This is a genomic window from Pseudanabaena sp. FACHB-1998 (assembly GCF_014696355.1).
Classification (GTDB): Bacteria; Cyanobacteriota; Cyanobacteriia; order Pseudanabaenales; family Pseudanabaenaceae; genus Pseudanabaena.
In genome coordinates, this window is sequence record NZ_JACJQA010000036.1 from 24,244 (window position 1) to 38,725 (window position 14,482).

At 44.3% G+C, this 14,482-nt stretch carries 11 protein-coding genes; 6 read left to right on the forward strand and 5 right to left on the reverse strand.

Features of this window, described 5'->3' with window-relative positions; genetic code table 11:
• The first annotated feature begins 150 nt into the window (after positions 1-150).
• The 6 genes from H6F42_RS15530 to glmU all read left to right on the forward strand — a co-directional run bounded on the left by H6F42_RS15530 (position 151) and on the right by glmU (position 6,209).
• Positions 151-738 (forward strand): DUF3038 domain-containing protein, encoded by a 588-nt coding sequence (locus tag H6F42_RS15530; protein ID WP_190400284.1) that lies wholly within the window; start codon positions 151-153, stop codon positions 736-738.
• Complete coding sequence (locus H6F42_RS15535) at positions 738-1,463, forward strand: DUF4335 domain-containing protein (protein ID WP_190400285.1); 726 nt, start codon at positions 738-740, stop codon at positions 1,461-1,463. The genes H6F42_RS15530 and H6F42_RS15535 overlap by 1 nt, the downstream gene beginning before the upstream one ends.
• A 156-nt stretch (positions 1,464-1,619) precedes the next feature.
• Entirely contained in the window at positions 1,620-2,732 is a 1,113-nt protein-coding gene (locus tag H6F42_RS15540; RefSeq protein ID WP_190400286.1) for a LuxR C-terminal-related transcriptional regulator, read from the forward strand.
• A 200-nt stretch (positions 2,733-2,932) separates the two neighbouring features.
• Entirely contained in the window at positions 2,933-4,321 is a 1,389-nt protein-coding gene (locus H6F42_RS15545) for an aspartate ammonia-lyase (RefSeq protein WP_190400287.1), read from the forward strand.
• An 82-nt stretch (positions 4,322-4,403) separates the two neighbouring features.
• A complete protein-coding gene (locus tag H6F42_RS15550) occupies positions 4,404-4,784 on the forward strand; it encodes an MAPEG family protein (RefSeq protein ID WP_190400288.1) in 381 nt (126 codons plus the stop codon).
• Positions 4,785-4,847: 63 nt separating this feature from the next.
• A complete protein-coding gene (gene glmU / locus H6F42_RS15555) occupies positions 4,848-6,209 on the forward strand; it encodes a bifunctional UDP-N-acetylglucosamine diphosphorylase/glucosamine-1-phosphate N-acetyltransferase GlmU (protein WP_190400289.1) in 1,362 nt (453 codons plus the stop codon).
• A gap of 108 nt (positions 6,210-6,317) precedes the next feature.
• Here the strand turns inward: glmU and H6F42_RS15560 are convergent, their stop codons facing one another.
• The 5 genes from H6F42_RS15560 to H6F42_RS15580 all read right to left on the reverse strand — a co-directional run bounded on the left by H6F42_RS15560 (position 6,318) and on the right by H6F42_RS15580 (position 14,280).
• On the reverse strand, positions 6,318-7,532 hold the full coding sequence (locus H6F42_RS15560; protein ID WP_190400290.1) for a type II secretion system F family protein: 1,215 nt from the start codon (positions 7,530-7,532) through the stop codon (positions 6,318-6,320).
• A gap of 74 nt (positions 7,533-7,606) precedes the next feature.
• Positions 7,607-8,764, reverse strand: a complete 1,158-nt coding sequence (locus H6F42_RS15565) for a type IV pilus twitching motility protein PilT (RefSeq protein ID WP_190400309.1) — start codon at positions 8,762-8,764, stop codon at positions 7,607-7,609.
• 175 nt (positions 8,765-8,939) lie between these two features.
• Positions 8,940-10,958 carry a GspE/PulE family protein gene (locus H6F42_RS15570; protein ID WP_190400291.1) on the reverse strand — a complete coding sequence of 673 codons (2,019 nt, stop codon included), beginning with the start codon at positions 10,956-10,958 and terminating at the stop codon, positions 8,940-8,942.
• A gap of 409 nt (positions 10,959-11,367) precedes the next feature.
• Positions 11,368-13,470: a D-alanyl-lipoteichoic acid biosynthesis protein DltD gene (locus H6F42_RS15575; RefSeq protein WP_190400292.1), complete on the reverse strand. Its 2,103-nt coding sequence runs from the start codon at positions 13,468-13,470 to the stop codon at positions 11,368-11,370.
• A 156-nt stretch (positions 13,471-13,626) separates the two neighbouring features.
• Entirely contained in the window at positions 13,627-14,280 is a 654-nt protein-coding gene (locus tag H6F42_RS15580; RefSeq protein ID WP_190400293.1) for a type II secretion system protein, read from the reverse strand.
• Positions 14,281-14,482: the final 202 nt, after the last annotated feature.

Consider the following 14,482-nt stretch of genomic DNA (forward strand, 5'->3'; position numbering starts at 1 on the left):
GGTTGAAGCAATCAGCTACGGGCTATCTCGCTCTTGGAATTCTTTATTTTTAAGACCAGCTCTTAGACAAGTCGCTTGTAGCTGAAAGCCTTCAAACTGGGTAAACTGCCAATTGAGTAAACTCTATAAGGTTCATCTTCACTGCGAATTATGCAGTTAAATATTTCTGCTCCAGAAACCCTCGATTTAAATGTTCCTAAGGATTTTGTTAGGGGTTGTCCCCGCAGTGTCCGTATGGATATCGATCATCTGCTTCTAGCGATCGAGGCGCTGGATTTAGAAGCAGTTGAGGTCATGCTTGTTTTAGTTGATCAGTTAAACTTACAAAAGACTATTCCTAGTCGAGTAGCTTTTTGGCGGCTGCGAAATACTAATCCTTTGCGCCGTAATTATCAACGTGCAAGCCTAAGCTGGGATGAGCTAAAGGCTTTAGTAAAAATTGTCTGTACTTTAGCAAAGCAGTTAGATACTGGTTTGCGTTTGTTGCTGAGTACCCATCAACAGGTGACTGAAGGCAAGATTGAGTCACTGGGTCTACAGCAAAATCAAGCTTATTTAGAGACGTATATAGATCGCTTCAAATCGTTGTATATCGGTCGAATGCGATCGCCTTCACCTTTAAGTGATGAGGAGATTCGTGAGTTAGCCCTCCAACTATTAACGCGATTATTGTTATGTAGTGGTGTGGCGGGAGAATTTCGCCTTTGGAATAGTCTGTTTGACGGAGCGATCGCCTAATGATTCAGCGTAGTTATAATTTGCCAAGTTGTACTTTGCTAATTGAGGGTATCAGTACTGGCGGGGATGTACTATCAATTTTGACGAGTTTTGGTTGTCGCTTTAATCATCAGTCTGAACCAATTATTGGTGGGCTAGAGCTTCTCAATGCCCTAATTAAAGTGGTAGGAGCCTACGCTCAAGCCCTGAAAAGTAGCACGACCTTAACCATTCCTGAGGGCTTAGTGAGTTTGCAATCCGATGGCAAGCATGTCCATATGCTGGCGGTCAAACTTAACGAAGCCGATGCCAGTAATCCCAAAAAGTTAGAAATCAAGCTTAATACGATTCAATTGTTTGATTTGATGGAGGTTCTTGATCGCCTCTGTTGTGATCCCACCACTTTGCCAGACCTCAGACTGGTGACTAAAATTTCTGACTACCGCACCCAGACTCAACTAAATAGCCAAGCAGTACCTGCGATCGCTGGTGTAATTAGTTTAGCGATCGCTGCCACAGTCATATATTTTATCCCCACACCCAAGCCTCAACCTAAGCCTGCTCAGACTCTCCCTGTCCCAACTAAGGCGTTGCCGAAGGACTTAACAACACCTGCTGCTAGTCCATCACCAACTAGTACTCCAACCAGTACAGCCAGTCCTGAAAGCTCACCAACACCTTCACCCACATCTACAAGTTCGACAAGTCCTGAAAGCTCACCAACTGCTAGTCCTAGAGCAAATTAATTACTTAATAAGTGTTGCTTATTTTTGTGCAGAAAAGGGAAGTGCTAAGCACTTCCCTTTTCTGTAGAGAGTTTCGTAGCTTTATATACATAGCTAAAGGTGGATCTGAGGCTCAATTGATATAGAGATTTTTGCGTTCTTTGTGTCTTAGGGTTGATGGCTGAGTTACTCGATCCGACCAAGCTTTTATTTGATTTACATCGCGGTACAGAAATAGCCGAAACCTTTTCTGGGTGTTTAGATCCAGAGGCGATCGCGCATCGAGTTACTGATGGCATTGTGGAGCGCTTTGATTGTGCCTTTGCCCGTGTGTGGTTATTGGAGCCAGAACGTAATTTTTTAAAGCTTGTTGCCTCGTCGGGGATGTATACGCGCCTTGATGGGCGATTTGCCAGAGTGCCGATGGGGGCATATAAAGTGGGGAAAATTGCTCAAAATCGCGTTTCTTTTTTAAGTAATAACTTAGCGGATGAGCCTTGGGTGGGCGATCGCCAATGGGCTATGAGCAATAATATTCGTGGATTTGCGGGATATCCTTTAGAGATCAAGGGGCGCGTCGTGGGCGTTTTGGCAGCCTTTAGTCATCGAGCGATGCCGCCTGAGTTTTTAGAATTTTTACGAATGCTCTGCACGATCGCCGCGATCGCCATTGATAGCGCCTTTAAGCACCAACAGGAAAAACAAATTTGGCAAAATTTAAGCCAAGATTTGAATTCACTTCCTTTGGAACAGGTATCGCTGTCTGATCGCTTAGCCCATATTCTGAATTCCAATCGCTTGACATTAGTGGGTACAGAAAGATCGCTAAATCTGAGCATTGAATATGTATTTTTGAAAGCGGCAGAAATCTTGAATCACATCGGTGGGGCTTATTGCCGTCTGATTTACAGCGATGTGTCTATATCCCTTGAGGCAATTATTGCCAAGACCGCTAATCAGATTACCGATCCGCAAAACTGGATGCGATCGCTATTTAGGGAATTATTTTTAATCGTTTCCAGCTTGGGCGGTGCGATGAAAATTCATCCTACAGAATTACAAATTACGATTACGATTCCCTTGGCTAAAGAGTCTAATCCTCTGTCTGAGCGCGAATTAGAGATGATGCAATTATTAACTCAAGGATTGCGCGATCGGGATATCGCTCAACAATTAATTATTAGTGAAAGCACGGTCAAGTTTCATATCAATAATATTTTGACCAAACTCAAGGCAAGAACACGTTTTCAGGCTTTGCATTTAGCAATGGTCAATGGTTGGCTGATTTAATTACAGAGCTTGCGCTCAAATCTGAGTAATAAATTTTTTGAAAGTGTTGCTTCACAACACTTTCAAAAAATTTATTGGTTCGTTTGCTTGACGGGACGATCGCAAAAAAACAACAATGGATTAAATCAATTTAATCAAGATCAGTCAAATTACCCTAAGCTAAAAGCTAAAAGCTAAAAGCCACAAGCCTTATAAAAACTATGACTAGAACCGAACGCGACTCCATGGGGGAAATGTCCCTGCCCGATGATGTTTACTATGGTATCCAAACCGTTAGGGCGATCGATAATTTTAAAATTAGTGGACTAAAGCCCCTCCCCACCTTTGTGGATGCTTGCTTGCTGATCAAAAAAGCAACTGCATTAGTTAACGCTGAACTGGGTTGTATTCCTGTCGGGATGGGCATGGCGATCGCGGCGGCGGCGGATGAAATTTTAGATGGAGCTTTGCGCGATCAATTTGTGGTGGATGTTTACCAAGCGGGGGCTGGTACATCGCATCACATGAATATTAATGAAGTACTAGCCAATCGCGCCCTTGAAATTTTAGATGATGTGAAAGGCAATTACCAAAATGTGAATCCTAATGATCACGTTAATTATGGACAATCAACAAATGATGTGATCCCCACAGCGATTCGGATTGGCGCATTATTAGCCCTTGATCATGTGTTATTTCCTGCCTTGGCAAACCTCAACGAACAGTTACGCATTAAGGCGATCGCTTTTTCAGATATTGTTAAATCGGGACGCACCCATTTACAGGATGCCGTTCCCGTCAGACTTGGTGATGAATTTCAAGCCTATGCCCAAATCATTAGCGAGCATGTTAAACGGATTCACCAAGCAGCGAATGATCTAAAAACCTTGGGCTTAGGGGGTAGTGCTTCAGGTACAGGGTTAAATACTCATCCCCAATATTGCGATCGCGTTGCCGAAAAGCTGAGCGAAATTACAGGCTTTGATCTAAAGCCCGCCAGTAACCTCATGGCAGCAATGCAAAGTATGGCTCCCTTTGTGAATGTATCAGGAGCGATTCGTAACCTTGCTCAAGATACCTGCAAAATTGCAAACGATTTGCGCTTGATGGATTCAGGACCTAAAACAGGTTTGCGGGAAATTCAGTTACCACCCGTTCAACCCGGTTCATCGATTATGCCCGGAAAATATAATCCTGTAATTGCCGAGATGACGAATATGGTCTGTTATCAGGTGATTGGTTATGACACCGCGATCGCCTTTGCAGCACAGGCTGGTCAATTGGAATTGAATGTGATGATGCCTCTGATTGCCTATGATTTGATTCAAAGCATTGAGATTTTAGGTAAGGCGATCGATACTTTAGCGACTAAGTGCATTAGGGGGATTACTGCACAGGAAGATCGTTGTCTTGCCTATGCTGAAGGTAGTTTATCTCTAGTGACCGCGCTAAATACGCATATTGGTTATTTGAATGCTGCGGACGTGGCTAAAGAATCTTTAGCCTCTGGCAAGTCATTGCGTCAGGTTGTTTTAGATAAAGGCTTGATGACCGAAGAGAAGTTAGCTGAAGTTCTCAATCTCGAACAAATGAGTCGTCCCAATGGTTAATCCCAAGGCACAAAATGGCGTAGCCATTTTGTGCCTTGATTGCAATTGCCTAAACTTGACTTGAAATTATGGCTATAGATCAATGATTACTTCCATTTATGCAGCACTGTCATCGCTTTTGATTGTATGGCTGTCCTTCAATGTCGTTAAATTGCGTCAATCTGGGCGCGTCATACTGGGTGATGGCGGCAATCCTGATCTACAGGTAGCGATCCGTGCCCAAGGTAATGCCACCGAATATATTCCCATTTCGCTGATTTTACTCTTGTTATTAGAACTGAGTAAGGGTAATGCCCTGATGTTACATATTGGTGGAATCGCTTTGCTAATCGGGCGATCGCTCCACGCCTACGGACTAACAACCAGCAATTTAAAGCTGCGGGTATCGGGAATGGCTTTCACCTTTAGCAACATCATCTATTTGGCGATCGCTAATCTTGTGAGTCATTACTTTAGGACATAGAATGGGCGGCGCTTTGCGCCGCCCATTCTATGTCTAACTTTATTAAATCAGAAAGGAGAAAAAATGTTAGCAGTAGCAGTTTTAGCGGCGGGTAAGGGAACACGGATGAAGTCTGCCTTGCCAAAGGTATTACAGCCTCTTGGCGGCAAATCCTTAGTGGAGCGAGTTCTCAATGCAACTGATGCTCTTAAAGCCGATCACCGTATTGCGATCATTGGTTATTGCAGCGATCAAGTTCGGGCGGCTCTTGCCGACTATCCCCATTTAGAATTTGCCGAACAAGCGGAACAATTGGGAACAGGTCATGCGATTCAGCAATTATTGGAACCCTTAGCAGATTTTGCAGGTGAATTGGTCGTGCTGACGGGTGACTCGCCGTTAATGCGAACGGAAACCATCCAAGCCTTAATTGATAGCCATCGACAACATAAAGCTTCGGCAACCGTACTCACCGCAATTTTACCGAACCCTACGGGCTATGGTCGCGTATTTTGCGATCGCGACATGAAGATCGAACGCATCGTCGAGCATCGTGATTGCAATCCCGAGCAACTTCTCAATCAAAGAGTAAGTACAGGAGTCTATTGCTTTGATTGGCAAGAATTAGCTCAAGCTTTACCCAAACTCACTACGAATAATGCTCAAAAAGAATACTATTTAACGGAAGTATTTGATTATTTAAAATCAGTTTATGCCAGCGATTTGGAAGATCCCGATGAAAGTCTTGGTATTAATGATCGCCTTCAATTAGCCCATGCCTACGATGTTTTGCAAAAGAGAGCTAGGGAAAAATGGATGCGTGCAGGTGTGACGATGTTACTTCCTGAAACGATTACCATTGATGATGAAGTGGAACTTGCTCCCAATGTAATTATCGAGCCACATTCCCATTTGCGCGGTAATACCAAAGTTGGCTCAGGTTCGATCATTGGTCCTTCCAGTATGCTCTCGAATAGTATTGTGGGCGAAAATAGTACGATTCAGTTTTCAGTGATTGAAGATAGTCAAATTGCGGATCACTGTCGCATTGGACCTTTTGCGAGGATTCGAGGCGAGTCAGTAGTGGGCGAAAAATGTCGCATCGGCAACTTTGTGGAACTCAAAAATGCCAAGGTCGGCGATCGCACTAATGCCGCTCACTTGAGCTACCTCGGTGATGCGACCCTTGGCAAGCAAGTAAATATTGGGGCTGGCACGATTACCGCTAATTATGATGGCTTCAAAAAACATCAAACTATAATTGGCGATCGCAGCAAAACGGGTTCTAATTCCGTACTGGTTGCTCCGATTCATATTGGCGAAAATGTAAATATCGCCGCAGGTTCAACGCTAGTGGAAAATGTGGAAAATAATTCCTTGGCGATCGCCAGAGCCAAACAAGTGGTGAAAGCAGATTATTACGATCCAGAAGGGCGCAAAAAATAATATCAAATCCCAAAAAAAGAGTCACGGTGCTTTACACCGTGACTCTTTTTTTGGGCTTGATTAAAAAAGCTCAACAAAGTCAGCGCTTAGCTCCGACTTTGTGAGGAGTTATTTGATTTTGTCCATAATTGAGAAAATCGGCAGATACATCCCAACAATAATCGAGCCCACCATACCGCCGAGAACAACGATCATTAAAGGTTCCATTAAGCTGGTCAGAGCTTTTACCGCTTCCTCCACTTCATTCTCATAAAAGTCAGCTACCTTCATCAGCATCTTATCAATTTCACCAGTTTCTTCACCGATGCTCACCATCTGTAATGCCATCACTGGAAATACTTCTGTCTTTTCCATCGCAGGCGCAATTTGTCCACCTTCCTTTACTGCATTTCGAGCCGAATCGATCGCATTAGAAATTACCAAATTACCTGCGGTTTCCGCCGTAATTTCTAAGGAACTCAAAATCGGCACACCTGCACGGGATAGGGAACCAAAAGTACGCGCAAACCTTGCGACCGCAGTCTTAACTACGAGATCGCCAAACAAAGGCAACTTCAAAAACAAGCCATCAAAATACAGCTTGCCCGCAGGAGTTGCATAAACGCGATTGTACACAAACCCCGCTACGGAGAAAGTGATGGGAATAATTAGTACGGCAGGACTCTTTAGGAAGTTACTGATATTAACTAAGATCTGAGTAAAGGCAGGTAACTCACCACCTAAGCTCTTAAATACCCCATCGAAAACAGGGATGATGAAAATACACATGGCTAAGAAGATTAAAACGGCGATCGAACTAACTACAATCGGATAGGTCATCGCTGATTTAATTTGGTTAGTCAATCGAGCGGAATCTTCCAATAAAGTCGCTAAACGAGCCAATACGTCATCAAGCACACCACCCGTTTCCCCAGCTTGGATCATCGCGCAATAAAGCTTATCAAAGATCTTGGGATGTTTTCGCAAAGCATCGGAGAAGTTAGTACCCTGTTGCACATCGTCTAATACTTCCGTCAAAGCAACCTTCAACCTTGGGTTAGCACATTGATCGCACATAACCCCCAAACCCCGCACCATTGACACACCTGCATTAACGAGAGTAGCTAATTGGCGGGAAAATAGAGCTAAGTCCTTAACGGTTACCTTTTGCATCGAAAGTGAAAAGGCGGCTGGGTCGAAACCACCTTTCACTTCCTTAATATCTTGAACGACAAAACCCTTCTGTCTCCAAGTGTCACGGGCTTCTTTGACCGATTCCGCAACCATTGTCTGTTGAACGGCTTTACCCTTCGAGTCTTTTAAATTGCCCTTAAATTTTGCCATGATTGCACCTCTTTTTAGGACTTTATTAGGATTTTTTTAGGAATTATAGATAGAAACAATGAGAGAATCACAAGCTAACCACTGATTGATCGCGATCTGACCATATCAGGCGATCGTAAATCACCCGCCGCAGCTTTGCGCTTCATTACAGGCGCAGGGTTAGGACCAACTACACGCAATAATTCTTCAGGTCGGGAAGTCTTAGACATGGCAGCCTCAAAGGTAATATCACCGTCAAGATATAATTTTGCTAGTACTGACTCAAGGGTTTGCATCGATTCCTTACCGCCAGTTTGGATAAAGCCATACATCTGAGCAGTCTTACCTTCCCGAATTAAGTTGGAAATCGCTGGGGTGACGATCATGATTTCCTGAGCCATGACTCGACCAAATTGCCCCGGTTGCGGATTGTGACGCTGAACAAGGGTTTGGCTTAACACAGCTACAAGGGAGTTAGAAAGCTGAACCCGAATTTGTCCCTGTTGCTCAGGGGGAAACACATCAACGATCCGATCTACGGTTTGCGATGCCGAGCTAGTATGTAATGTACCGAATACAAGGTGTCCTGTTTCAGCAGCAGATACCGCAAGCTGAATCGTTTCTAAATCCCGCATTTCCCCTACAAGAATTACATCGGGATCTTCGCGTAAAGCGGCTTTAAGCGCATTAGCAAAAGACTTAGTGTCCTCACCCACTTGTCGCTGGTGAATCACGCTTTTCACCGATTCGTAGACAAACTCGATAGGATCTTCAACCGTAAGAATATGTTCGGCGCGAGTTTTGTTAATCGTTTGAATCATCGCCGCTAAGGTTGTGGTTTTGCCCGATCCCGTTGGTCCTGTTACGAGTACTAGTCCCCGAGGCTTCTCGCTTAGTTCGCGGACAATGGGAGGCAAGCTGAGATCATCCATGTCAGGAATTTTGGAAGATAGCGCCCGTAAGCAAGCAGCAATGGTTCCTCGATCTTTATATACGTTTACCCGAAATCTGGCTAAGCCCTTAACCCCATAGGAACAGTCTAGCTCCCAAGTTTGTTCCAAGGTTTTGCGCTGGTTATTGTTAAGCATTGCAAAAATCAAACGCTGACATTCTTCAGGGGACAGGGGGTCGCGATCGGTGCGCGTAAGGTGGCCATTGATCCGAATGTAAGGGGGAAGCCCTGCGGAAATGTGAAGATCTGAGCCTTTACGCTCTACCACTTCTTCCATTAAGTCTTCGATGATGTAGTCCATTACCATGGCGGTTTATTCTCCTAATCAAATCCTAATCAAATCCTTAATAAATGCATCTTTCCCTAGATCAAGCGGGAAATGTGCGTGAAGTCTAAATTTTCAATAAAATAATTAGCCCAATCAATAATCAATAATTTTGAGACCTGTGTGTAGCACAGGTCTCAAATAATATGCATTAGAAAGTTCTAGGGGTGGTGCAATAAGGACATTCCACTGTTTCGGGAGTGAGCATAGCATCACAGTTGTCACATTCCAATCCTTTGCCTCGGCGGGCGCGTTCTTCAGCTTCACGACCTTTATCGGTATAGACTACGCGCAGGACTTCATCAAGGGTGGTCGAACCTAGTCTGACGAGATCGAAGGCATACGCCATTAAGGTTTTCATCCCTTCTTGCACAGCGATTTCCTTGATTACCTCAGTGGTGGCTCCTTTGTTGATCGCACTTTGGAGTCGCTCAGTCATTTTCATGATTTCGTAGACACCTGCACGACCTTTATATCCAGAGCCGTTACACTTTGGGCATACTCTTTGTCCGGGGAGCATTGCTTCACGGTTAACAATGTTGGCGCGATAGAAGGTTTTTTCGAGGTCGCTGCTGGGTAAGCCAAAGCGATCAAGTTCTTCTTGGTTAGGGTTGTAGGGGATACGGCAGTTGTCACAAACTTTGCGAACAAGACGCTGAGCAAGTACACCGATAATGGCGGTGCTTGCCATGAATGGCTCGACTCCCATTTCTTCGAGACGCGCAATACAACTTGGTGCGTCGTTGGTATGGAGGGTTGTGAGAACTAGGTGACCTGTGAGCGCTGCTTCGATCGCTGTTTTAGCAGTTTCAGCGTCACGGGTTTCACCCACGAGAATTACATCAGGATCTTGACGGAGGAACGCGCGGAGAATACTGGCGAAGGTCATTCCTTTTTCGCGTAGCACTTGACATTGGGGCAAGCCTGGGAGGTTATATTCAACGGGATCTTCTGCGGTACTGATGTTAATTCCGGGATCATTACATTCAGCAAGAGTCGAATAGAGGGTAGTGGTTTTACCTGAACCCGTTGGGCCTGTAACCAGAATTAATCCATAGGGGCGTTGAGCAAAGCTTTGCATTAACTCCAAGCTTTCAGGATCGCTGATCAGTTTATTCAGACCCAGTTGCGTATTGGAGTTGTCGAGAATTCGCAAACATACTTTTTCGCCGTTTTGGGTAGGGCAGGTATTAACGCGGAAGTCTACCCGACGACCTTGGAAGTTGCGCTTGAGCTTTCCGTCTTGAGGAACGCGCTTTTCGGCAATGTTGAGGTTAGAGATAATCTTGAATCGGGAGATAACCGCATTAACAATGTTGCGGGGTAGACGTTTGTTTTCGCTGAGGAAGAAGTATTCACGCAACACGCCGTCTTTACGTAAACGGATGCAGAGATCTTTTTCCTGTGGCTCAATGTGAATGTCTGAACATCCTTCTTTGAGAGCTTTCACAAGGATTTTATCAACAAGGCTGATGATGGGAGCGGAGTTTTCGCCGCCAACCATGAGTTCATCGCCTTGGTCAGCGTCGGTAATATCTTCATTGAAGACATCGTCTTTGATTTGGAGATCTTCGTCGCTGATTGCGCCTTCAGCTTTGGCACTCTTATTAACTTGGAACTGCACAATACTATCAAAGACTCGGTGGAAATCTTCGCGGGCAATGACTCGACGGCTGATCGTTATATTTTTAAGGAGGCGCGTAATCTCGTTCTGGACTTTGAAGCTATCGGGAGAGACTACAGCAAGGGTGACGCTATTCTCAGTTTTGACTAGCGGTAATATCTCGCAGTCGCGACAAGTGGCGATGGGAATAATGTTGGAGTCAAGGAGGGCGCTGAGTGTACCGATGTCAAATTTATCAATTTCTACATCAGGATCGATGGGTTCGATGCCATAGAGAACGCGCAGCTCAAAAAGTTGTTGCCGTTTGTAATAGCGGGTAATGTCGGGAGAGAGTTGCTGTCCTAGGATTTGCTCTAGGGCATTGATAAATGGAACATTTTGTTCTTGGCTATCCTTGACGGCTCGATCGAACTGGTCGGAGGTGGCATGTCCTGCTTGAATTAATCGGCTCTCGAAGGGAGTGCGTCCTCCACGCTTAGCAAGAGCTTTGGTTCTGTTAGTCTTTAAGCTTGTGGCAGTAGTTGGTGCTTGATCTGATGTATTCATAGCCCAAGAGTTCCTAAGAGTTCATTACCCGAATGAGTTTAAAAACACATATTTTAGAGACTTTAGCAAGCAATGTCTGTAAATTTATAGTGCTTTTTCAAGTTTTTATATATTAGTCTGCGATCGCCTAGAAGTAGAGATGTTTGGTTGGCGTTTTCTTTGCAATGATCGTAAAGAAATGTGTCAATAAGCTATTCGGTTCTACTCGATCGCTGAGCTACTTAGGGCGATCATAGCTGTTTATATAGCTACATGGGGCAAAAATACCACAACTGTTTCATAGTTTGTACAAAAAATTAAAAGAGTGATAGTGGCGCTTTGCGCCGCTATCGCTTCAAGAAATTTAAAAGTGCTGCGAAGTAGCACTTTAAAAGTGCTGCGAAGTAGCACTTTTAAATTTCTTGAAGCATTACTTGAGAATTTGCCAACGGATTTTGGGATTTTGAGCAAGCAGTTTTGACATGGCGATCGCCCCTTGATGATTTAAGTGGCTAGGGTCAGAAAACAACTCTGCTTGGGTTTGCAAAACTTGGGACAGATTGAGATAGGTAAACCCTTCTCTGAGGGCAAGTTCTTCCATTCGCTGATTAAATGTTCCTTCGTAACGAGTCCGAATAGGATCGAGGTAGGTGGCATGTAAAGGCATATTGACCACCAAAAGCTCGACATTATTACGGCGGCAAAAGTCTACGACATTGGCAAAAGCATCAAACTGTGCGCCAGTGGTTTCAAAATTACGATAATCAAGATCGTAGTCCCCCGGTACTTGCGGATATTTTAAGAAATAGGTGTTGGGGTCAAAGGTGACATCAAAGGCAACAAAGCCTTTAGAATCAATGGACGTAACCGTATTGGGCATCGTCGATGCAATAAGCGCTTGACTATTGCTCAGCACCGTTGTGGCGCGATCGTAGCTTTTTACTACGGAAGTTCTGACCTCTTGCCGTTTAGAGGCCGTAGCAAACAGTCCATTTAAAGCTTGGACAATTGGGGTCGGTGATGAGTTGTTGACGGCAATATTAGATGGAATTGGTTCGGGGTTAAGCCCATTATTTTTGAGATTTTCCTGTACCTGTTTATAGCCAGAGGAGGCTGTGATTTCGTCATAGGTAATGTCACTACGATTGCTATTAAAAGCTCTCAGTCCATCCGCCCAAATAATCATGCGAGGCAGTTGGGGACGGGACAAAATTTGGGTGAGTTGAATGTTCACCACTTTAGCGGTTGCGCCATCAATGCCAAGGTTAAATACACCAATACCTTTGTAACCCTTGCTAATCAGAGCATTTTCGAGGGTGCGCGGCTCTATCCCGCGCAAAGCTCTGGAGCTACCCACTACTAATACATCGGGCGATCGCTTTCTGTTGGTAATTTGCCAATCAATTAACGCTAATTTTTCGTTAAACAACGCAATATTAAAGTTAAGGGCAGGTTTATTGGGAGCGTTTTTATCCGTCGCTACATCTTGCACATTAATTTTAGGATCGGCAACTACCAATTTATTGGGTTCATTAGGTTGAGCAAATTGATTAAGATTGCGATCGAGCCATATGCTTACGCCAATCCCGATCGCCAAGCTCGCAGCACATGCTGGTAGGGAAAAAGTAGCAGGCGCACTTTGTCCCAACCATTTCAACTGAATCAGCCCTTTAACAAAACCTAATAGGCGCGGATCAATGTAGTCCGATAGCCTGAGCCAAGGCTTTGCCTCCGACTCTTCCTCATAGTCCACATCAAGGCTTGGATCGGTAAAAGTTTCAGGCTCAACAACCTCTTGATTTGTAGCAGGTAAACCGATCGCTAATAGGTCAATTTCAAACGACCAATTGGGCTTCTTTTGTCCAACTACACGATTAGAGACTGTGACCGATTGAAAATATTCTGCCGATCGCACATTCCGCAAGGTATCGAGCATCGGTAAAGCCATTTCCGCTTGCAAGATCGGAGTTTCTGACTCACAGAGTAGATTGAGGCAGTTGTTTTGCAGTAATAATTTCAGTTTGGTTTGAGCAAACTTAGATTCTTGATGAAAGTTAGTCAGCAAAGTAGCGATGATTTCCGTAGCTACTAAAGCGGACTGTGCGATCGGTAATTCCACACCTAACGCCCATAGACTACCATGCAATTTCAACCGACGGATGCCTTCGGCAAATAGCACTGAACTTTCCAAATCCTGTGTGCTAGGGGCGATCGCCTCTAAAATCTGAGTCGCGCAATTTACATCCCCATCCTTACTATATAAATATAAACAATCCCCCTTTTGTTTCGTATGCGAAAGCTTTAATCCAGACAAGCTCTCTGGCAAGTGGTCGGGCAATCTAGCGGACAAAACCTTAATTTGGCTATCTTGACGCTCTTGGATTTGAGCTTGGCTCTGCTCTTGTATCTGCTGATTTTCTTCAATATCTACCAATGGGCGAATGGGTAAACCTACGTTAGCGCTGGATGCTTCGCCTAAGTCTGGATCGGAGTCTATAGAAGATGATTTAGCATCTAAGGAGATGATTTCCATTGGATGTTAAGAGAGCGCCAGAATGAAAATTTTGCTACAAGGTTAGCACGGTCAATTCACTACATCACAAAAAGTTTCTCTTGCCTTTTAATAATTAGGGGTGGGCGGCTTTGCCGCTCACCCCTAATTATTAGAGAAATCTGTCCCCCGCCTTTTTTAAGTCTGATTACAGGATGAACTTACTGCCGATCGCATTACCCCCAAAACTGTCGAAATAATCACACATTTTCGGCGATCGCCTACTTTAGAAGAAAAAGTAATTCGCCCTAGCTCCCCTAACCCGTCAACATTCCCCTTAGCATCAAACTTGACCCGATAAACATCTGGCTCAGGAACAGCCGAAAGTTTAGTAAAAGTTGTCCTTGGTTGCGACTCTATATCTTCAACAATTCTGACACCTATATCAAAACTTTCCCAAGGTAAGCCATCCCAATAAGCTGCCGTAGTATTAAAGGTAGGAGTCTTATGAACAGCATACTGAGCGCGATTAACTGTATTCCTAAAGCTAACTTGCCAATTTAGCTGTTCTTGTTTGGACTTACTTTGTGCTAAGCGGAGAGAACTAAGCGCGATCGTTTGTGCAGAGTTCAGGCTTTGATTACTCGAAAATCCCAACCACGAAGGCGAGGCGATCGCGGTTAATATTCCCACAAAAGCTAAGGCAACTAAAAGCTCAAGCAAAGTAAACCCCGATCCTAAGTTATGAGATCTTTTATGAAAGCGACGATGACGACGCGCAGGTGGAAGACGAGACTTTGGAGATAAATTGTTGTGCAGATATCGTAAATATCTAGCCCTTGTTATCGGCATAATATCTTCTATTTTTTTTGTAGGTTTTAGATGTTTCCTTTGATTGTAACGAGTTTTTCCAGTTAAAACATAGAAATTTTCAAGATTTCTATCTATGACTACCATCTACTCCCTTCCCACCGAAGAAATATGCATATGAAACCAAGAAATAGCTATGCGCGGCGAAGCCGCGCATAGCTATTTCTTGAGTGGGAAGGGAGTA

Excerpts from the sequence above, each read along its gene's own strand:
- H6F42_RS15575 (WP_190400292.1), bottom strand. The coding sequence starts at position 13,470 with ATGGAAATCATCTCCTTAGATGCTAAATCATCTTCTATAGACTCCGAT.
- H6F42_RS15540 (WP_190400286.1), top strand. The coding sequence starts at position 1,620 with ATGGCTGAGTTACTCGATCCGACCAAGCTTTTATTTGATTTACATCGC.
- H6F42_RS15570 (WP_190400291.1), bottom strand. The coding sequence starts at position 10,958 with ATGAATACATCAGATCAAGCACCAACTACTGCCACAAGCTTAAAGACT.
- H6F42_RS15535 (WP_190400285.1), top strand. The coding sequence starts at position 738 with ATGATTCAGCGTAGTTATAATTTGCCAAGTTGTACTTTGCTAATTGAG.
- H6F42_RS15580 (WP_190400293.1), bottom strand. The coding sequence starts at position 14,280 with ATGCCGATAACAAGGGCTAGATATTTACGATATCTGCACAACAATTTA.
- H6F42_RS15550 (WP_190400288.1), top strand. The coding sequence starts at position 4,404 with ATGATTACTTCCATTTATGCAGCACTGTCATCGCTTTTGATTGTATGG.
- H6F42_RS15530 (WP_190400284.1), top strand. The coding sequence starts at position 151 with ATGCAGTTAAATATTTCTGCTCCAGAAACCCTCGATTTAAATGTTCCT.
- glmU (WP_190400289.1), top strand. The coding sequence starts at position 4,848 with ATGTTAGCAGTAGCAGTTTTAGCGGCGGGTAAGGGAACACGGATGAAG.
- H6F42_RS15545 (WP_190400287.1), top strand. The coding sequence starts at position 2,933 with ATGACTAGAACCGAACGCGACTCCATGGGGGAAATGTCCCTGCCCGAT.
- H6F42_RS15565 (WP_190400309.1), bottom strand. The coding sequence starts at position 8,764 with ATGGACTACATCATCGAAGACTTAATGGAAGAAGTGGTAGAGCGTAAA.
- H6F42_RS15560 (WP_190400290.1), bottom strand. The coding sequence starts at position 7,532 with ATGGCAAAATTTAAGGGCAATTTAAAAGACTCGAAGGGTAAAGCCGTT.